We start from the raw sequence: 19,348 nt of genomic DNA, 5'->3' as shown, positions 1-19,348 counted from the left end.
ACATTTTCAAGTTCCCCCCAACAGCGTGAACACACGGAAGACCCCCATCATGCGATTGACCCTGTCTACCCTTGCTCTAGGCATTCTGATCACCCAAGGCGCCATGGCTGCCGGAGATGGTACTGCCGCCGTCGGCGGCGGGCTGGGGGGTGCGTTGGGTAACGTCCTCGGCCAACAGATCGGCGGCAGCACTGGCGCAGCGATCGGCGCAGGTGTTGGCGGTGCCGCGGGCGGCGCTATCGCCGCCCCCAAAGGCAACAAGAATGAAGCCGCGATCGGCGGCGGCTTGGGCGCAGCCGGTGGCTCGGTGATCGGCAACCAGTTGGGCGGCTCCACCGGCTCGACCATCGGCGCCGGCCTTGGCGGTGCCGCGGGCGGCGCCGTCGGCAACAACCTGGCCGATGACGACGATCACAAGAGCTCCGGCGGCAACAGCCATAAGCACAAACACAAGAACAAGCACAAAAACAAACACCACTGATGGGCTGCCGTGTGGGAGCCGCCTAGCAGCAACTCCCACACGGTGCATCAACATTTACCCGCGCTTGACCCGCACCCCGGCATGGATCAAGCCATGCATCGCCAGCCCCAGCAACAACCCCCAGAACGCCCCGCCCAGCCCTAGCAAGGTGACATTGGCGGCGGTCGCCAAAAAGGTGATCAGCGCCGTTTCCCGCCCCCGCACATCGCTCACCGCCGTCGCCAGGCTGCCCCCGATCGCCCCCAGCAAGGCCAGGCCGGCCAGGGTGCTGATGAAGGTGGCTGGCAGGACCACGAACAAGGTAGCCAAGGTGGTGCCGAACACCCCCACCAGCACATAGAACAGCCCGCAGGCGAGGCCGGCGATGTAGCGCTTGCCCGGTTCTTCGTGGGATTCGGGGCCGGTGCAGATGGCCGCGGTAATCGCGGCCACGTTGAACGCGTGGGAGCCAAACGGCGCCATCAGCAGTGAACCCAGGCCCGTCACCGTGACAATCGGGTTGGCGCTGGTGGTGAATCCGTCGTTGCGCAGCACCAGCATGCCCGGCATGTACTGCCCGGTGAGGGTGATCACAAACAACGGCAAGGCGACGCTGAGCAGCGCATTGACGGAAAACTCAGGCGTGGTCCAGACCGGCGCCGCCAGGCTCAACTCGACACTGTCGAAGCTGACCTGCCCCATCCCCAGCAACAACACGACGCCCATCAGCAGCACGCCGACGATCGCGTAGCGGGCAGTGAAGCGGCGCAGCACGCCGTAGCTGACAATCAGCACGCCCACCAGCAGCGGATCGACACTCGCCCCACCGAACGCGCCCATGCCGAAGCGCAACAGAATGCCCGCCAGCAGCCCCGCGGCAATCCCCGGCGGGATCAGCCGGACCAGCCGCTCGAAGTAGCCCGACAGCCCCAGTATCACGAAACCGGCGGCCGACAGCAGGTAGGCGCCGATGACCTCGGCGTAGGGCGTGTTAGGCAGCACCGTGATCAGAAAGGCCGCGCCGGGGGTCGACCAGGCCGTGATGATCGGCTCGCGGTAGCGGTAGCTCAACCAGGCCCCGGTCAAGCCGACCCCGATGGAAATCGACCAGATCCACGAGGCGGTTTGCTCAGGGCTGAGCCCGGCGGCCTTGGCGCCCTGGAACACCAGAATGAAGGTGCCGCCGTAATTGACGATCACCGAGATCAGGGCCGCCACGATCGGGTGCAGCAGATCGGTGGATTTAAGGGGTAAGGCAACAGCGCTATGTTTCATCCGTGATTGACCTTCAAACGGGCGCGCCACCAGGCCAGGCCTGGAGAGCTGGGCTAACAGTGGCTCAAGTATCGGGACAAAATGGACTGTTTGAAATATCCACTTCCAGCAGATAAGTTAGACCACTTATCTCTTAAGCCGACCTGTGCCCATGAAGACCCGCGCCACCGCCTACCCGGTCTGGAACGCCTTTGTCCCCAGCCCCGACAGCCCGCTGTCATTGCGCGAGCAACTGATGCAGTTTTTCCGCAAGGGCGTGGCCGACGGCACCTTGAAACCCGGCATCCGCCTGCCGGCTTCGCGCCTGCTGGCGCAGGAGCTGGGGGTGTCACGGATGACCGTGACCGGGGTCTACGAGCAACTGTTGGCCGAGGGCTTCTGTGAGGCGCGGCAAGGGGCCGGCACCTATGTGGCGAGTCGGATCAACGCCCGGCCGCCGCCCTCGCCTGCCGCCCCCGCGGCGGAACTGGGCGGTTCCTTGCGCGCCCGGCAATTGGCCGGGCCGGACTCCATGTCGCTGGCGCACCCCGACTGGCCGCTGACCCCGGGCCTTCCGGCCCTGGACGCCTTCCCCTACGCCCTGTGGGGCCGGCTCGAAGGGCGATTCTGGCGGGGCCGGCTGCCGACTCATTCCTCCTACGGCGATCCCCAGGGCTCGCTGCCCTTGCGCCAGGCCCTGGCAGAGTACCTGGGGGTGGCTCGCGGCGTAGTCTGTAGCGCCGAGCAGATCATCATCACCCCCGGCGCCCAGGCCGCGGTCTCCATCGCCGCGCTCGCCCTCACCGACCGGGGCGAGCGGGCCTGGGTCGAAAGCCCCGGCTACGACGCCACGTACCGCAGCCTGATCCTGGCCGGGCTGGAAACCGTCGGCGTGCCGGTGGATGCCGAGGGCCTGGACGTCCAGGCCGGTCGTCGCCTGGCACCCGATGCCCGGCTGGCACTGGTGTCGCCCTCGCACCAATACCCCACCGGCGTGACCCTGAGCCTGGCCCGGCGCCTGGCTCTGCTGCAATGGGCTGACGAAGCCAATGCGCTGATCCTGGAGGACGACTACGACAGCGAGTTCCGCTATGACTGTGGACCCACCACCGCACTCAAGGCGCTGGATGGCCACAACGGCCGGGTGATTTATGTCGGCACCTTGAGCAAGCTGCTGATTCCCGGCCTGCGCCTGGGTTTCCTGGTGGCCCCGGATGGGCTGGTGGATGTGCTGCAACGGGTGCGCAACGGCAGTGGGCATCGGGTGCCGAAGTCATTGCAGGCGACGGCCGCCGACTTCATCGGCAATGGTCACCTGGGCAGTCATATTCGCCGTTCCAAGGCACTCTATAGCGAGCGCCGCGCCGCCTTGCTCGAAGCCCTGGAAAGCCAGGCCAGCGGGCTGCTCTCGGTGGTGACCGCCACCACCGGTTTGCACCTGCTGGCGCACCTGCCAGAGGGCTGTGACGACCAGGCACTGACCTTGGCCGCACGCCGCCGGCAGATTGGCGCAGGGTCCTTGTCGAGCCTGTGGGTGACGCGCCCGACCGCTGCGCCTCATGGGCTATTGCTGGGCTTTGGCAACACCCCGGCAGGCGCCATGCCGGCTGCGGTGCGAACCCTGTGCCAACTGATTGAAGCCCAGCTCGCAGGGCGGTCCCCAGCGTAACGCGCCCGCCTCGGGTTCTACGCCACTGCCCCGTGGTCACGGGCCTGGGCTGCGCCGGACTGCAGCCCGGACCGCAGCGCATGCCGGTACTTCAGCGCCGGGCGCTCGACCCCGTAGTAGGAAACCCCACTTAACAGGAACGACAGGACCAGCACGGCGGTAACGAGAGTCCCGTCATAGGCCACCGGCCAGAAGGCCCGCAGGCCATACATCAGCACAAAGTGATTGAGAAACACGCCATAGCTGATGTTGCCGAGGAACTCGTCAAACCGATGAAACTTGAGTCTGGTCAGCAGGTACACGGCAGGCACGCCCAGGGCGATGCCCAGCGTGACCTCGGCGTTGAACGGCCGGCGCTCGATCCAGCCGGCCATGATGGCCATGAACAGCACGGCCGCGACGACCGTGGTGCTGGCGCCGATCGCCAGGCCCTTGGCATCGGGTTTGTACAGGTAACTGCCACACAGGAACATGAACAGCACGCCCGGCAACAGTCGGTAGCCGTACAGGTCGGTATTGATGTAACCCAGCACGGCGGCCATGAACACCGCGACCGACAGCACGAACAGGACGCCCCGCACTCGGTAGATACACAGGAACGGGATCACCAGGTAGAAACACATCTCCAGCCCCAGCGACCAGGCCGGCGGCAGGATATGCGTCCCGGCCGCCCCGAACATGTAGAACCCGAGGGGCACGATCGCCAGGCTCGCGGCGATGTTGCCCAGGGTCAGCTCGGCCGCTTGGGGGGTGCCCGGCAACAGAACGTAGATCACCGCGCAGGACAGCACGAAGTAAAACAGGAACTGGGGGTAGAGGCGCAAGGCGCGGTCCAGGTAGAACAGGCCGATTTTTTCCGGCGCCTTGTAGTTGCGCTCGATCAGCGAAGTCATGACAAAACCGCTGATGATCAGGAAGGAAATCACTGCAACCACTCCGGGGTTGAGCCCGGCGAATGTCTTGCCCATGTGCGAAACGGCGACCAATACGGCCAACAACAAACGAAAGGCACCCACTTGCAACCCCGTACGTCCTTGTTATCAGGCTGCGTAAACTACGATGAATGGCGCCGGGAGAACAGCCCTTTGCGCGGCCGCGGCCTGGGCAAAAAAATGCGATGGCCGTCACCGACCATCGCCAATCGCCAATCGCCCGCCCCCGGACGCTTCAGAGACGGCTGGGTGACACGATGATCTTGACGTTGTGCTCCTTGTTGTTGACCAGTTCCTCGAAGCCCTGGCCGACGATCTGCTCCAGCTGGATGCGCCCGGTCACCAGCGGCGTGATGTCCAGGCGGCCATCGGCGATAAAGGCGATCACGTCGGCGAATTCACCGTTGTAGGCCAGCGCGCCAAGCACCTGCTTCTCGGTGGCCACCAGCTCGAAAAAGTTGAACTCGCTGGGCTCCTCGAAGATGCCCACCAACACACATTTACCGGCCTTGCGGATCAGGTCGATGGCCAGCTTGGCCGTGTGCTTGTTGCCGATGCATTCGAAGCTGACATCAGCCCCCAGGCCCCCGGTCAGGCGGCGGACCTCGGCCAGGGCATCACACGCCTTGGGATCGAGCACATGGCTGGCCCCCACCTCCAGCGCCTTGGCCTTGCGCGCGCCGGACATTTCCAGGGCGATCACCTGGGCTGCGCCGGCCGCCTTGGCGCACATGATGGTGCACAGGCCAATGGTCCCGGCACCGACCACCACCACGTTCTGCCCCAACAGGCTGCCGGCTTTTTTCACCGCGTGCATGCCCACGGCCAAGGGCTCGATCAGCGCCCCGGCTTCGGCGGGAAAATTGGCCGGCAGCTTGTACAGCAGGTTGGCCGGCACGTTGACCAGCTCGGCAAAGGCGCCGTTGTTCATCAGGCCGGTGAAGGCCAGGTTCTCGCAGATGTTGTACAGCCCGTGGGTGCAGTAATAACAGGTGCCGCAGTGCTGGCAGGCATCGGCAGCCACCGGCTCGCCGACACTGAAGCCCTGCACCCCGGCGCCGATTTCGACGATTTCGCCACAGAACTCGTGACCGAGGATGCACTGGCCCTTGATCCCGGTCAGCGGGTGCGGCGCGTCCACCGGGATAAACACCGGCCCGGCCACATACTCGTGCAGGTCGGAACCACAGATGCCGCACCACTGGACGCGGATCTGTACCCAACCGGCGGGAGGCGCCACGGGCAGCGGTACGTCTTCGACGCGGATATCGTGACGGCCATGCCAGACGGCAGCACGCATGCTGCGGGGCGGGTTATTGATCAGGCTCATGTTGAAATCTCCTTGAAAACAAAGGCCACCGATGACCGTCGCCGGTCACCGGGAGCGCGTTCAGTGGCTCTGCACGAAGTCCAGGAGCAGGCGGTTGACCTGCTCGGCCGCTTCCATCTGCACCATGTGCGCCTGGCCCGGCAGGATCTCGACCTGGGCTGCCAGACCCTGGCTATGGGCCGCCGGGATGATCGCGTCGGCGCTGCCCCAGATCACCAGCACCGGGTGCCGGGCGTCCTGCACCACGGCGCGCAGGTCGACCTGCTGCCGGCCCGCGTGAAACAGCGTCGCCGCCAGTTGCCGCAGGGCCTCGTCGACCCCTTCCAGGCGCTTGTACTTGAGCATGTCTTCGAGCATCTGCCGGTTGACCAGCTCGGCATTGGAGAACAGTTGCACCAGCGGCGCCTTGAGGGCATTGCGGTTGCCCGCGTCGATGAAGCCCTGCAGGTAGTCGCCGTTGATCTCCGGGCCCAGGCCGGCGCTGCCGATCAGGCTCAGGGAACGCACGCGCTGGGGCGCCAGGCGTGCCGTATTCAAGGACACCGCGCCGCCCATGGAATGACCCGCCAGGTGCGCCTGGGCAATATCCAGGTGATCGAGCAGGGCCAGCAGCACGCCGCTCAACTCATCCAGATCACCCCGTTGCAGTGGCTTGCTCGACTCGCCATGGCCGGGCAGGTCCAGGGCGATCACCCGGCGTTCCGCCGCCAGGACCGGGTGGTTGAACAGCCAGTTGTTCAGGTCGCCGCCAAAGCCGTGCACCAGCACCAGCGGGATGCCGCCTTCGCCGCGCTCGAAATAGCGGATCACTCGACCATCGAGTTCGACCTTCTGCGGTTTTGGTCCCTGGTCTTCCTCAGCGTCCGCGCCGGGCACGAACGCCGCCTGGAACTGCTCGACCACGGCGTCGATCTCGGCCTCGCTGGCGTCGCCCTCGACCACGATGCCGAGCAAGGCCCCGACGGCCAGGGTTTCGTCCTGCTGGGCGATCTGGCGGCGCAGCACCCCGGAAAATGGCGCCTCGACGCTGCTGGAGATCTTGTCGGTCTCGACGTCCAGCACTTCGTCGCCCTTGTTGATGACTTGCCCCGGCTCCTTGAGCCAGGCATCCACCCGGCCTTCGGTCATCGACAGGCCCCACTTGGGCATGGTCAGGGTATGGATCTGGCTCATCAACGCTTGCTCCACTCGATCAGCTTGAGCACGGCGTTTTCGATCTTCGCCGCATCAGGTATGTAGAGGTCTTCCAGGGCATCGGAAAACGGCACCGGGGTGTGCGGCGCAGTGACCATTTCAATCGGCGCCTTGAGTGCGCCAAAGGCCTTTTGCGCCACCAGTGCGGAAATATCGGTGGCCATCGAGCAGCGCGGGTTGGCTTCGTCGATGACCACCAGGCGCCCGGTCTTCTCCACGCTTTCGAGGATGCTGTCTTCGTCCAGCGGGCTGGTGGTGCGCAGGTCGATCACCTCGCAGTCGATGCCGCGCCCGGCCAGGCTGCGGGCTGCATCCATCGCGGTATTGACGGTGCGCCCGTAGGACACCAGGGTCACGTCCTTGCCATCGCGCAGGAAGTTGGCCTCGCCAAACGGGAGGGTGTAGAGCTCTTCCGGCACATCGCCCTGCATGCTGTAGAGCAGTTTGTGCTCGCAGAAAATCACCGGGTCGTTGTCGCGAATCGCCTGGATCAACAAGCCCTTGGCGTCATAAGGGGACGAGGGGCAGACCACTTTCAGGCCCGGGATGTGGGTCCACAGGGAGGTGAGCATTTGCGAGTGCTGGGCAGCGGCGCGCAGCCCGGCGCCAACCATGGTGCGAATCACCAGCGGCGTGGAAGCCTTGCCGCCGAACATGTAGCGAAACTTGGCGGCCTGGTTGAGGATCTGGTCCAGGCAGCAACCGGCGAAGTCGACGAACATCAATTCGCACACCGGGCGCACGCCACAGGTCGCCGCGCCGACTGCCGCGCCGACATACCCCAGTTCCGACAACGGGGTGTCGAGCACCCGCCCGGGAAACTGGTGATAGAGGCCCTTGGTCACACCCAGCACACCGCCCCAGGCATCGTTTTCACCGGGGGCACCGGCACCGCCGGCGACGTCTTCACCCATGATGAACACGCTGGGATCGCGGCGCATTTCCTGGGCCAGGGCTTCGTTGATTGCCTGCTGATAACTGATTTTTCTCGCCATGATGAAGGTCTCGATTCTTGTTATAGGGGGGCGTTCAGGGATAGGCAACGTAGACGTCGGTGAGCAGGTCGGCCGCGCTCGGCTTGGGGTCGGACTTGGCCTTGCGCACGGCGTTCTCGATCAAGGATTCGACCTCCTGGTCGATGCGATCCAGTTGGCTGGCCTGCAGCAGGCCGGCGCGGGTGGTGCGCTCGCGAAACTGCATCAGGCAGTCGTTGTGCTCACGGAAATGCTTGACCTCGTCCGGGGCCCGATAGGTCTGGGCATCGCCTTCGAAGTGACCGTAGTAGCGGGTCAGCTTGACCTCGATCAGCGACGGCCCCTCCCCGGCCCGGGCCCGCTCCACGGCGGCACCGGCGGCTTCGTGGACGGCAAAGAAGTCAAAGCCATCCACCGTGACCCCGGGCATGCCGAAACCGGCGGCGCGGTCGGCGATGTGGTCGCAGGCCACCGACCAGTTGGAGGCCGTGGCCTCGGCGTAGCCGTTGTTCTCGGCAATGAACAGGCACGGCAGGTTCCACACCGAAGCCATGTTCATTGCTTCGAACACCGCCCCTTCGTTGGAGCCGCCGTCGCCGAAGAACACCACCGCCACGCTGTCGGTGCCCTTGAGCCTGGCGGCCAGGGCCGCGCCGACCACCAGCGGTGCGCCGGCCCCGACGATGCCGTTGGCACCGAGCATGCCTTTCTCGAAGTCGGCGATGTGCATGGAGCCACCCTTGCCCTGGCAGACCCCGGTTTTCTTGCCATAGATCTCGGCCATCATCCCGTATACGTCGACGCCCTTGGCGATGCAGTGGCCGTGGCCACGGTGGTTGGAAGCAATGCAGTCGTCATCGCCCAGGTGGGCCATGACCCCGGCGGCCGACGCTTCCTCGCCGGCGTAGAGGTGGACAAAACCGGGAATCTCGCCGGTGGCGAATTCCACGTGCAGGCGCTCTTCGAAGGCGCGGATGGTGCGCATCACCTGGTAGGCATGCAGCAATTTTTCAGCAGTCAGCGGTGTCGACATTTTTATTCTCCAGGAGTGTCTTGGGACTGAAGGTTCACGGGGTGTTGCGGATGTTCACGACCGATGGCCAGCAGGCGCTCTTGCGCGACATAGGCCAGGGCCGCATGGACATCGATGCTCAGCGGGCCGCCGGCATCGAGGGTGACGGTGGGTCGGTCGTGGGCGTTGAATTCGATCTCGCGCTCGCCGTCCAGGGCCAGGGTCCCGCTGGCCAGCGCCAGGTCATGGGCGACACCGGGCTCCAGGCTGCCGGCCGCCAGCACGCCGCAGCCTTGCAGCAGCCCGGGCGCCAGGGGCACCAGCAGGGCCTCGGGGGATTGACCGTCCAAGCGCATCCAGGCCCCGCCCGGTGCCTGCCGCGACACCGGCAACCACAGCCCGCACAGGGCGGACAGGCCGATCGATTGCGGCTCGGCGAACGTCACGAAGACTTGCGCCAGGTCCGCGGCACGGCTGATGGCCCGGGCGCCGACGAAGGGCAACGAGGACACCGCGACATCCACCAGGGCGATCTCGCACAGGCCACGGCTCGGCTCGCGCACCACCAGCCGCTTGTTGCGCCGCAGGGCGATGGCCGCGGGAATCCGTCCGCTGGCGTACAAGCCGCCGGCCAGGCCGGCGCTGGTGGCTTCGCGCAGTTCCGGGAAAGCGTTGTTGGTGCCGGTGGACAGGGTCAGCATGGGGATGTCGCCGATCTCGCCGGCCACCGCCTTGTGGGTGCCGTCGCCGCCGAGCACGGCGATCAGGCTCACGCCGCGCTCGGCCATCAGGCGCGCGGCCTGGCGGGTGTCGGCGACACTCTGGCGCAAGGTGATGTCGAGAAACTCCAGGGCCGGCCAGTGGCTCTCGCGGGCCTGACGGCTGTGGCTGTTCTTCTGTACGGCGGCGGCGATGCCGGTCATGTCGGTGGGCAGCAACACCCGCTCGATGCCGGTGGCACCAAAGGCGGCGAGCAGGCGCTGGATCACCGAGACCTTGTCGGTGCTGGAAAACAGCCCGGCGTTGGCGGTCAGGCGGCGCACATCACGCCCGGACGCCGGGTTGGCGATGATCCCCACGGTCAGCGGCGGGCGGCTCATGGAGCGCTCCGGGACAGCTCAGGCGGCAAGCCGCAATGGCAGGACATAAGGCACCTCGAATTATTGTTGTCAGGCTTGCCAGGGCTAGAGCAAGGCCGGTGCCAGTTCTGCCATAACTGCCGAAGAGGCCCGTTGCAGAGCCTTTGCGTCATTCGATTCGCAGCCTCAGGCCAGGCCCGATTGAGACGCCGGATGTCAGGTTGCACGGGCCGGCGCCGAGACCGTGAGACGTCGCGTCTCACTCACGACCGTGCGCGCCCTGGCGCTTGTCTGCGGGCATTGATCGGCGCTTAATGGCCGCACAACGACAAGAAGCTGGAACCGGAGGCCTCAATGCTTTCCGTACACTCGAAGGCGCACGTGGATTGCGTCAGCCGGGTCTTGAAGAACGCTGCCCATTTGCCGCAGTTGCCTGTGCCCGACCTGATTCTCGACTCCTGGCGCCGCTCCATGGAGCAACACCACCTGGACCCCGGCTCGCTGCAGGGGCCACGGATCCTTTCGCACAACGTGCTGCAGGAATGCCGCGAGCGCTCGGAGCTGTTCCTGCGCATCGCCAGCGAAGAAGTCGCCCGCCTCCACGGCCGCGTGCGGGATGCCGACTACTGCGTGCTGCTCACCGATGCCCAGGGCCAAACCATCGACTACCGGGTCGAAAGCACCCTCCGCAACGACTGCCAGAAGGCCGGCCTGTACCTGGGCACCTGCTGGTCGGAAGGCGAAGAAGGCACCTGCGGGGTGGCCGCGGTACTCACCGCCCGCACCCCGGTGACGGTGCACAAGCGTGACCACTTTCGGGCTGCCTTTATCGGCCTCACCTGCTCGGCGGCACCGGTCTTCGACCCGCAGGGTGAGTTGCTCGGGGTGCTGGATGTGTCAGCGGTGCGCTCACCGGACGAGCGCCGTTCCCAGCACCTGATCCGGCAGATGGTGGTGCAGAGTGCGCGGGAAATCGAACAGGCGTTCTTCATGAACAGCGTCCAGGGCTACTGGGTGCTGCGGGCGCACCGCAGCCCGGGTTACGTCGACAGCCAGCCCGACTACCTGCTGGCCTGGGACGACGACGGCCGCCTGCAAGCGCTCAACCCGGCGGCGCGCCAGTGGCTGCTGCACGGCGTTGGCCGACTGCCGGAACACATCGGCCAGGTGTTCGATCACGCACTGCTGCAGGCCGCCCGCGACGAATCGCTGTGCCTGCTGCACAGCACAATAGGCACCCAGGCCTTGCACGGGCGCCTGAGCGCACCCCGGCGCAGCAACCACAGCCGCCAGCGCCTGGTGGTGAGCCCGGCCGAACTGGACCCGCGCCTGGCCGAGAGCCTGCGCCTGGCGGTACGGGTCAAGGACCGCAACCTGCCGGTGCTGATCCAGGGCGAAACCGGTTCGGGCAAGGAAGTCTTCGCCCGCCAACTGCACCAGGCCAGCCAACGCCGGGAACAGCCCTTCGTCGCGATCAACTGCGCGGCCATCCCGGAAAGCCTGATCGAGAGCGAGCTGTTCGGTTACGTCGCCGGGGCCTTTACCGGGGCCTCGCACAAGGGCATGCCCGGCCTGCTGCAACAGGCCGATGGCGGCACGCTGTTCCTCGACGAGATCGGCGACATGCCACTGGCCTTGCAGACCCGCCTGCTGCGGGTACTGGCGGAAGGTGAAGTGGCGCCCCTGGGCGCTTCACGGCGCAAGGCGGTGGACCTGCAGGTGATCTGCGCCAGCCACCGTGACCTGGAAAGCCTGGTGGCCGCCGGCGAGTTCCGCGAGGACCTGTACTTTCGCCTGGGGGGCGCGCGCTTCCAGTTGCCACCGCTGCGTGAACGCAGTGACCGCCTGGCCTTGATCAACCGGATCCTCGCTGAAGAGTCCAACCAGTGCGATACCCCGTTGCAACTGGGCAGCGCCGCCCTGGAGTGCCTGCTCGGTTACCGCTGGCCGGGCAATGTGCGGCAGTTGCGCCACGTGCTGCGCTACGCCTGCGCGGTGTGCGAAGGGCCGTTGATCCAGCCCGGCCATCTACCCGAACCCCTGCACAGCCAGGGCCGGCTCGGCCCAGCGCCCGAGGATACCCGGGAGCTGGAGGCCAGCCCGCAACGCCAGGCCCTGATCGACGCCCTGATCCGTCACCGCTGGAAACCCACGGCCACGGCCCAGGCCCTCGGCATCTCCCGCGCAACCCTGTACCGCCGGGTGCATCAGCATGGCATTGAAATGCCGGGGAGAAGCCCGGCCTGAATCTCCCATACCCCCACCACCCGTAGCAGCTATATCCCAAGACCAGGTAAACATCTGGAAACATCCGGCCAATTGCCAATACCCCCCACCTCTGTTTGCATCCGCGCTCCATTCCGTCAGTCGGGTCAAGGAGACAATCGATGAAAACCCTGGTGGTCGGTGCTAGCAAAGGATTGGGCAAAGCCTTGATCGAAGGCCTGGGGGAGCCGGGGGACACGCTGATCGGGGTCTCACGCAGCCGCCCAGACAGTCTGCGACCCCTCGCCGGTGTGCAGGTGCGCTGGCTCGAAGCCAATCTCGGCGAACCGGCCGAGGCGATCCAGGTCATCGAGCAGGCGGTGGCTGCCGACGGCCTGGACACTCTGATCTACAACCTGGGTATCTGGGAAGAACGCGCTTTCGATCCGGCCTACCGCTTCCTTGCCGATGACGATGCGCAACTGCAAGCCATCGTCAACTGCAACATCACCGCGCCTATCCTGCTGATCAAGCGCCTGCTGCCCCTGCTGCTGAAAAGCCCAAACCCGCGGATCATCCTCACCGGCTCGACCTCCGGGCTGGCGCAAAGTGGCCGGCCGGAAGTGGCCTTCGGCGCCTCCAAGTTTGCCCTGCACGGTATCGCCGACGCACTGCGCGAAGGCTATCGTCAGCAGCGCCTGGCGGTCACTTGCCTGAACCTGGGCTACCTGAACACCGAGGACCCGCTCAGCACGCCCCGCGAGGTGGCCGAGCAGCGTGGCGAGGGCCAATTGATTCCGGTCCACGACGTGGTGCAGGTGGTGCGCATGGTGCTGAGCCTGTCCGCGGCCAGCTACGTCAAGGACATCACCCTGCCGGCCCTGCTGGATGAGCGCTTCTGACATGATCCGGATCTGGACCCCGCAGGACACCGACGCGGTCCTGACTATCTGGCTGTCGGCCTCAATCCAGGCCCATGATTTTATCGAGGCCACGTTTTGGTCATCCCAGGTCGACGCCATGCGCACGCTTTACCTGCCGGCCTCAGAGGTCTACGTGTTCGAGCGTGATGCGGTGGTCGTCGGCTTCCATGCGCTGCACGGCGACAACCTGGCCGCCCTGTTTGTGGCGCCGGCCTTTCAAGGCCAGGGCATTGGCAGTCAGTTGATCGCCCACGCGAAAAGCCAGAGAACCGAGCTGAGCCTGTCGGTCTACCAGGAGAACCAGGCCAGCTATCGGTTCTATCTGGCCCAGGGTTTTGGGGTGGTCAGCGAGCAGACGGACCAACACACCGGCCACCGCGAATACCGCATGCGTACCGGCAGCCGATAACCGCCAGGCAGGCTCAGCGCTCCGACATCACCACCATCACTTCGGCATCCGCCCCGTCGTCGCTTTGCGCCAGGTAGATATGGCCAATGGCGCTATTGAAATAGGCGGTTTCGCGGCAGCCGATGGTGATGGACTCGCCGGTTTCGAACTGGATGCGCACCCGCCCGCTGAGCACCAGGGCAAACTCTTGCCCGGGGTGGCGAATGTAGTCGTCGAACTGGGTCAGTTCCCGGGCAAAGATGCGCGCGTACATCGGCGTCATGCTGCGCCCGGGGAAATCGCCGGCCATCGGATGGTAGTCGTAGTTACCGGTGCTGTAGCCCGCGGCACTGTCGATGGCCGTGCTGACCACCGTCGGTTGGACCAGGTCCGTGCGGTCTTTGGCCGGGCTGAACAACTGGGCGATGTCGACGCTCAGGGCGCGCGCCGCGGCGGCGAGTTTTTCGTAGCTGACCGAGACTTGGGCCAACTCCATTTTCGACAGGGTCGACAAGGCCACGCCGGAACGCTCGGACAATTGCTTGAGGGTCAACTTCTGGTGTTTGCGGATCGCCCGCAGGCGTGCGCCAACCTGGGCTCGGTCAATCAGCGGATGGGCCTGGGCATTCGAAGCGAGCGGTGGGCGGCTGGAACTCATGCAGTCTCTCTGTCATACCAATTTTCCGGCCCTGGGGAGCCGGGTCGGATGCGTGGCGCGATATTACCTCAAGGTCATGGCTTGACTGGAAAATTCTCATATCTTACATTTCTCTTATGTGAGAATTTATCCAGCCGGTGCGGGCCTCGTCATTTCTCCCCCCACCCACCACGGAGGTCCTTGGGCATGCACGACAGCGAATGTTTCGATTTCGTCATCATCGGCGGCGGTATTGCGGGGGCCTCCCTGGCCTATCGCCTGGCAGGACAGGCCAGTGTGCGGGTCCTGGAGCGTGAGTCGCAGCCCGGCTATCACGCCACCGGCCGCTCCGCCGCGATGTTCATGGAAGCCTACGGAACTGCGCAGATCCAAGCCCTGACCCGAGCCAGCCGGGCGTTCTACGAACAACCGCCGGCAGGGTTCACGGAACACCCGCTGCTGGAACCCCGGGGCTGCCTGTACATCGCCAGCCCACAACAACAGCCCCTGCTTGAGCAAACCTATGCCAGCCTGCGCCGTTGCGCCGCCAACGTGTCCTTGATCGACGCCGAACAAGCCCTGGCCCTGGTGCCGTGCCTGCGCGCCGAGGCCATCGGCGGGGCGATCCTCGAAACCGATGCCCGTGACCTCGATGTGCACGCGTTGCACCAGGGTTTTCTGCGGGCTATGCGCCGCGCCGGCGGTGAGCTGATGTGTGAGGCCGAGCTGCGTACCGCCCACCGGGACGGCGATGCCTGGGCCCTGACCCTGGCCGACGGTCGTCAGCTCAGGGCGCGAACCCTGGTCAACGCGGCCGGCGCCTGGGCCGACCAGGTGGCGCAGCTGTGCGGGGTAGCCCCCATCGGCCTGCAGCCGTGCCGGCGCAGCGCCTTTACGTTCGACGGCCCTGTGGACACCGATTTCTCCCGTTGGCCGGCGGTGATCGGCATCGACGAAAGCTTCTACTTCAAGCCCGACGCCGGCCAGTTGCTGGGCTCGCCGGCCAACGCCGACCCCGTACCGGCCCAGGACGTGATGCCCGAAGAGCTGGACATCGCCACCGGGATCTATCACATCGAAGCCGCCACCTCCCTGCAGATTCGTCGCCCGCGCCACAGTTGGGCCGGCTTGCGCTCGTTCGTGGCCGACGGCGACCTGGTGGTCGGTTGGGACGATCAATGCGCGGGGTTCTTCTGGCTGGCGGCTCAGGGCGGGTATGGCATCCAGTCCGCCGCCGCCGTCTCGCAATTGGCGTGCGCCCTGCTGCTGGACCAACCCCTGCCCGAGCACCTGCACCAGCAAGGCGTCGACCCTCTGCGCCTGGCGCCGGCGCGCTTGCGTTAATCACTCACTCAACAACCGAGGTTCCGTGCCATGCCCAACACGCTCCAGCGCTACCCCAGCACCCTGCCCTACCCCTTCTCCAAGGCGATCCGGGTTGGCGATTTCCTGTTCCTTTCCGGCCAGATCCCGATGAGCGCCGACGGTGAGGTGGTGCGCGGCGATATCGCCACGCAAACCGCCGCCGTGATGACCCGCATCGGCGAAACCCTGAGCGAATGCGGCGTGGGCTTCGATCAGGTGGTCAAGGCCACGGTCTGGCTGTCGGACATGCAGCATTTCGCCGGTTTCAACCAGGAGTACCAGCGTCACTTCAGCAATGGCTTCCCGGTGCGCTCCACCGTCAGCGCCGGCCTGGCGCTGGGCGTCGACGTGGAAATCGAAGTCCAGGCCTGGGTCGGCGCAACCGACTGACCGACCCCGGCCCCGCATCCGTGCAATACCCCGCAGAGGCTCTACGTAGCCCATAACAACAATAGATCGAGGGAATTGGTCATGAAAGAAAGTCTGAAAATCGCCGGTGCATTTGTCGGTGTCATCGTCGGCGCGGGGTTTGCCTCGGGCCGAGAGCTGTTGTTGATGTTCGTCGACTTCGGCGTCTGGGGCCTGCTCGGCGCGGTGGTCAGCGCTGCGCAGTTCACCTTCCTCGGCATGGCGCTGGCCGGCATGGGCAGTCGCTTGCAGGCGACCTCCCACAAGGACGTGGTGTACGCCTTGTGCGGCCGCTACCTGGGGACCTTTGTCGACCTGATGATCACCTTCTTCATGTTTGCCGTGACCGTGGTCATGCTGGCGGGCGGGGGGGCATTGCTGGAGCAGCAGTTCGGTATTCCGGCGGTGCTCGGCAGTGTCCTGGTGACCCTGATCGTGGTCGCGGTGGTGTGCCTGGACGTGCACAAGGTGATCGGCATGATCGGTGCTGCGACGCCCTTTCTGATTCTCACCGCCGTGGCAGTGGCGCTGTATGGCGTGGCCAGCCGCGACCTGGCATTCGCCCAGCTCGATCAGTTGGCCAGCCAGCAACAGGCCGGTGCCAGCCATTGGTTGCTGGGGGCATTGCTCTATGTGTCGTACAACATAGTGGCCGGGGTACCGATCCTGGCAATCATGGGCGGCGCGGCGAAAACCGAAAAACAGGCGATGTGGGGCGGCATCCTGGGCGGTGCGGCGCTGGGCATGCTGATGCTGGTGATGAGTCTGGGCCTGCTGTCGCGCCTGGACAGCGTGGCGGACCTGCCGATGCCGATGCTGTCGATCGCCACCGAGATCTCCCCGGTGCTGGGGCTGCTGATGGCGTTGATCATCTTTTGCATGATCCTCAACACCGCCGTCGGCACGCTCTACTCCTTCTCGGCCCGGCTGTTGCCTACCGGCACTCGCCAGTTCCGCATTGGCTCGGCCGTGGCCGGCGCCGTAGCCTTCGTGGGTAGCCTGGTGGGCTTCATCAGCCTGGTGGGCCAGGTGTATCCGCTGTTCGGCTACCTGGGCTTTCTGCTGATCGCCGCCGTCCTGATCGGCTGGCTGCGCCGGGGCCGCGTCGCGGCGGCCGCGGTGTAAGGGCTTGTGTAGGAGCGAGCCTGCTCGCGATGGACGTCAACGATGACGCGCCAAGCCTGATTCAACGCGGCGTCCTTTCGTTCTTCGCGAGCAGGCTCCCACACAGAGAATCTGGCTGCCCGCACATTTTGCGTACGGCCACCACACCTGCGGGGCCGGGCGCCCGCTTGCGGCTTGCCCTGGGTGGCGGTGTGCCAGGTACCATAAATGTTGGCTGTCCCGGCCCCTGGAATTGGGCGAGTATCGCGCCACCACCGGACTGGCCTGGGTCGACTTGAACCGTGCGGTAAAAAGCAACGTATTCGACCTGATAAACAACGTGTTCAAAAACGTTACTTGAAAACATGCCATTTTAAATTTTGACGCCAATTTAAAGTCCAACTAACGACAATCATCCGCAACGACAAACCCCACAACTCAGCACCATTGAAAAATAATTAAAATCACAAAAGCCAACAAATACGCACACTTCGCCAACTTGGATCCATCTATAACCCACCATTCGTCGCCAGTGCCCTCCCCGTCATAAATGACCGACTGCAAACCAACTACATTCGTCTTAAGAGCAATCCATAACGGACCTGCGGCGCGCTGCTGGAGTTCTTATGAAAACAATAAATATGCTTGCTGTTGCCTGCACCGTTGTCGCGGCAACTGTTGCGCCCCATTCAACAGCCGCCGCAAATACTGAACCGGTTATTGCACTGGGTCTGCTGGGTAGCTACAACGAACTGGAATTCAAAGGGCAAAGCAACGACATCGAGCGCATGCCCGAAGGCGGATTGTTCCTCAACTACGGCAATAAGTTGACCGGCCATGCCGGCCTGGTGTTTCACGCCGAAATCAGTGGCCAGTACTCGGAAAAACAGGGGCAGCGGGTCAAAGACCTGCAGGCCGACCTGGATCTGGGCTGGCGACTGGCACTGGATGCCAACAACTTTCTCGACCTGCTGGTTGGCGCTGGCTACAAATGGAATAGTTTTGATCCGGGCTATAACAAATACGATATTGAACTGACCAACCGCACGCCTTTCGCCAAAGTCGCCATTGGCTATAACCATCAGTTCGATAATTCCGTCCTGCGCCTTGAGGCCGGTGCGCGAAGATCCCTGGAGGGTGATGCACAACTGGAGATCCAAGGTGTTTCCAACCAGACCCTGGATTTGCAAAGCAGCACCGACCCTTATGTCGAATTAAGCGTGCTGTTCAACCAGCATGGCAGTTTGCCAATTATTGCCAGCCTGTATTACAACCATTTCAACTATGAGCCTGAGGGTCAGTTTGACTTCACTCAGTATGACAAGCAGACCAGGCATGAATACGGGGCCAAACTGGGCATCGTGTTTTAACTGCAGGGGCGCACGGGTGCCTTACTTGACCAGGCGCGTTTCCTTGGAAGGTCGATAGCCGAAGTACGCGCTGTAGCACTTGCTGAAATGACTCGGCGAGACAAACCCGCAAGCCACCAGCACGTCCACCTGGGACAGTTCAGTGTGTTGCAGCAGGCGACGGGCCTCGGTAATGCGCAGTTCCAGGTAATAACGCTGCGGCGTGGTGCCCAACTGCTCCTTGAACAAGCGCTCGAGCTGGCGCCGGGAGCGCCCGGCATAGACCGCCAGTTGTTCGAGCTCCAGCGGCTCCTCAAGGTTGGCATCCATGAGCTTCACCACCTCACGTAACGGCGCGCTCAGGCAGACGTTTTCCGTCGGTTTGATGCGCCGGTAGCGCGACTCTTCGAACGCCAGGATGTCCTCGATGCCCTCGACCAGGGCTTTGTCGTGCAGGCCCTTGATCCAGTCCAGCGCCATGTGGAAGGCCCCCGATGGGCTGGACGCGGTGAGCCGGTCGCGATCGATCACGTAGGGCTCACTGCTGACGTGGGTGGTCCTGGCGATTTCCGTGAGGGCGGGACGGTGTTCGGGGTGAATCGCGCACCGATAGCCGTCCAGCAAGCCAGCCTTGCCCAGGAACCAGGCACCATTCCACAGGCCGGCGAGGTGGGCGCCCCGCTCGGCGGCGGTCTTGAGCAGGCCGATGAAGTCGTCGCTGACCTTGAGCTCGGTGCGGTATCCGCCACAAATGACCAACAGGTCCAGGTCGTTGATCGCACCCGTATCGAGACGGGCATCCGGGCGAATGACCAGCCCCAGGTCACTGACGACCTCAGCGTCGCCCAGGCCGAACGTGCGGGTCGTGAACAACCCGGGACGTAGCAGGTTGGCGGTGATCAGAGTGTCCAGAGCCTGGGTGAATGCCGGCAAGGAGAAATGCTCAAGCAGCACAAACCCGGTACGAACCGTTGCCGGCGTGGCATTGGGGGTTTGCTTCAGGTATCGAAGATTCTTGCCCTTCATACCACCGCTGAATTGCCGTCGCTCCATCACGCTCATTCC

18 protein-coding genes are annotated in these 19,348 nt (G+C 64.6%); 9 read left to right on the top strand and 9 right to left on the bottom strand.

The window, feature by feature from the left end; genetic code table 11:
- Positions 1 to 49 precede the first annotated feature (49 nt).
- Complete coding sequence (locus AACY45_RS18505; RefSeq protein ID WP_339546784.1) at positions 50 to 481, top strand: glycine zipper domain-containing protein; 432 nt, start codon at positions 50 to 52, stop codon at positions 479 to 481.
- Positions 482 to 535: 54 nt separating this feature from the next.
- Here the strand turns inward: AACY45_RS18505 and AACY45_RS18500 are convergent, their stop codons facing one another.
- The gene (locus tag AACY45_RS18500; protein ID WP_339546783.1) at positions 536 to 1,735 is read right to left on the bottom strand and encodes a benzoate/H(+) symporter BenE family transporter; all 1,200 of its coding nucleotides are present in this window, start codon (positions 1,733 to 1,735) and stop codon (positions 536 to 538) included.
- Positions 1,736 to 1,886: 151 nt separating this feature from the next.
- Between AACY45_RS18500 and pdxR the strand changes: the two genes are divergently transcribed.
- Complete coding sequence (pdxR, locus tag AACY45_RS18495; RefSeq protein WP_339546782.1) at positions 1,887 to 3,383, top strand: MocR-like pyridoxine biosynthesis transcription factor PdxR; 1,497 nt, start codon at positions 1,887 to 1,889, stop codon at positions 3,381 to 3,383.
- A 17-nt stretch (positions 3,384 to 3,400) separates the two neighbouring features.
- Here pdxR and AACY45_RS18490 read toward each other — a convergent pair whose 3' ends face one another.
- From AACY45_RS18490 to AACY45_RS18465, 6 genes are all read right to left on the bottom strand, one after another.
- Complete coding sequence (locus AACY45_RS18490) at positions 3,401 to 4,399, bottom strand: acyltransferase family protein (RefSeq protein ID WP_339546781.1); 999 nt, start codon at positions 4,397 to 4,399, stop codon at positions 3,401 to 3,403.
- 151 nt (positions 4,400 to 4,550) lie between these two features.
- Complete coding sequence (locus tag AACY45_RS18485) at positions 4,551 to 5,615, bottom strand: 2,3-butanediol dehydrogenase (RefSeq protein ID WP_339546797.1); 1,065 nt, start codon at positions 5,613 to 5,615, stop codon at positions 4,551 to 4,553.
- A 90-nt stretch (positions 5,616 to 5,705) separates the two neighbouring features.
- Positions 5,706 to 6,818 carry an acetoin dehydrogenase dihydrolipoyllysine-residue acetyltransferase subunit gene (locus AACY45_RS18480; protein ID WP_339546780.1) on the bottom strand — a complete coding sequence of 371 codons (1,113 nt, stop codon included), beginning with the start codon at positions 6,816 to 6,818 and terminating at the stop codon, positions 5,706 to 5,708.
- On the bottom strand, positions 6,818 to 7,834 hold the full coding sequence (locus AACY45_RS18475; RefSeq protein ID WP_339546779.1) for an alpha-ketoacid dehydrogenase subunit beta: 1,017 nt from the start codon (positions 7,832 to 7,834) through the stop codon (positions 6,818 to 6,820). The genes AACY45_RS18480 and AACY45_RS18475 overlap by 1 nt, the downstream gene beginning before the upstream one ends.
- Positions 7,835 to 7,868: 34 nt before the next feature.
- Positions 7,869 to 8,846 (bottom strand): thiamine pyrophosphate-dependent dehydrogenase E1 component subunit alpha, encoded by a 978-nt coding sequence (locus tag AACY45_RS18470; RefSeq protein ID WP_339546778.1) that lies wholly within the window; start codon positions 8,844 to 8,846, stop codon positions 7,869 to 7,871.
- A gap of 2 nt (positions 8,847 to 8,848) precedes the next feature.
- Positions 8,849 to 9,925, bottom strand: a complete 1,077-nt coding sequence (locus AACY45_RS18465; RefSeq protein ID WP_339546777.1) for an ATP-NAD kinase family protein — start codon at positions 9,923 to 9,925, stop codon at positions 8,849 to 8,851.
- A 333-nt stretch (positions 9,926 to 10,258) separates the two neighbouring features.
- Here AACY45_RS18465 and AACY45_RS18460 point away from each other — a divergent pair, with 333 nt between their 5' ends.
- The 3 genes from AACY45_RS18460 to AACY45_RS18450 all read left to right on the top strand — a co-directional run bounded on the left by AACY45_RS18460 (position 10,259) and on the right by AACY45_RS18450 (position 13,441).
- Positions 10,259 to 12,151: a sigma-54-dependent Fis family transcriptional regulator gene (locus tag AACY45_RS18460; RefSeq protein WP_339546776.1), complete on the top strand. Its 1,893-nt coding sequence runs from the start codon at positions 10,259 to 10,261 to the stop codon at positions 12,149 to 12,151.
- 140 nt (positions 12,152 to 12,291) lie between these two features.
- Positions 12,292 to 13,011: an SDR family NAD(P)-dependent oxidoreductase gene (locus AACY45_RS18455; protein WP_339546774.1), complete on the top strand. Its 720-nt coding sequence runs from the start codon at positions 12,292 to 12,294 to the stop codon at positions 13,009 to 13,011.
- Positions 12,998 to 13,441: an N-acetyltransferase gene (locus tag AACY45_RS18450; RefSeq protein ID WP_445261199.1), complete on the top strand. Its 444-nt coding sequence runs from the start codon at positions 12,998 to 13,000 to the stop codon at positions 13,439 to 13,441. Before AACY45_RS18455 ends, AACY45_RS18450 begins: the two co-directional genes overlap by 14 nt.
- A gap of 13 nt (positions 13,442 to 13,454) precedes the next feature.
- Here the strand turns inward: AACY45_RS18450 and AACY45_RS18445 are convergent, their stop codons facing one another.
- A complete protein-coding gene (locus AACY45_RS18445; RefSeq protein ID WP_339546773.1) occupies positions 13,455 to 14,078 on the bottom strand; it encodes a helix-turn-helix domain-containing protein in 624 nt (207 codons plus the stop codon).
- Between the two features lie 186 nt (positions 14,079 to 14,264).
- Between AACY45_RS18445 and AACY45_RS18440 the strand changes: the two genes are divergently transcribed.
- The 4 genes from AACY45_RS18440 to AACY45_RS18420 all read left to right on the top strand — a co-directional run bounded on the left by AACY45_RS18440 (position 14,265) and on the right by AACY45_RS18420 (position 18,304).
- Positions 14,265 to 15,401 carry an NAD(P)/FAD-dependent oxidoreductase gene (locus AACY45_RS18440; protein ID WP_339546772.1) on the top strand — a complete coding sequence of 379 codons (1,137 nt, stop codon included), beginning with the start codon at positions 14,265 to 14,267 and terminating at the stop codon, positions 15,399 to 15,401.
- Positions 15,402 to 15,431: 30 nt separating this feature from the next.
- The gene (locus AACY45_RS18435; RefSeq protein ID WP_339546771.1) at positions 15,432 to 15,812 is read left to right on the top strand and encodes a RidA family protein; all 381 of its coding nucleotides are present in this window, start codon (positions 15,432 to 15,434) and stop codon (positions 15,810 to 15,812) included.
- 81 nt (positions 15,813 to 15,893) lie between these two features.
- Positions 15,894 to 16,955 carry a YkvI family membrane protein gene (locus AACY45_RS18430; protein WP_339546770.1) on the top strand — a complete coding sequence of 354 codons (1,062 nt, stop codon included), beginning with the start codon at positions 15,894 to 15,896 and terminating at the stop codon, positions 16,953 to 16,955.
- 605 nt (positions 16,956 to 17,560) lie between these two features.
- Positions 17,561 to 18,304 (top strand): hypothetical protein, encoded by a 744-nt coding sequence (locus AACY45_RS18420; RefSeq protein WP_339546769.1) that lies wholly within the window; start codon positions 17,561 to 17,563, stop codon positions 18,302 to 18,304.
- Positions 18,305 to 18,325: 21 nt separating this feature from the next.
- Here the strand turns inward: AACY45_RS18420 and AACY45_RS18415 are convergent, their stop codons facing one another.
- Positions 18,326 to 19,336: a GlxA family transcriptional regulator gene (locus AACY45_RS18415; protein ID WP_339546768.1), complete on the bottom strand. Its 1,011-nt coding sequence runs from the start codon at positions 19,334 to 19,336 to the stop codon at positions 18,326 to 18,328.
- Positions 19,337 to 19,348: the final 12 nt, after the last annotated feature.

This window comes from Pseudomonas sp. RA_35y_Pfl2_P32 (assembly GCF_963970735.1).
In the GTDB taxonomy this organism is placed as follows: Bacteria; Pseudomonadota; Gammaproteobacteria; order Pseudomonadales; family Pseudomonadaceae; genus Aquipseudomonas.
Note: the sequence above shows the minus strand (reverse complement) of the source record. Positions and strands in the feature narration are given on the sequence as shown.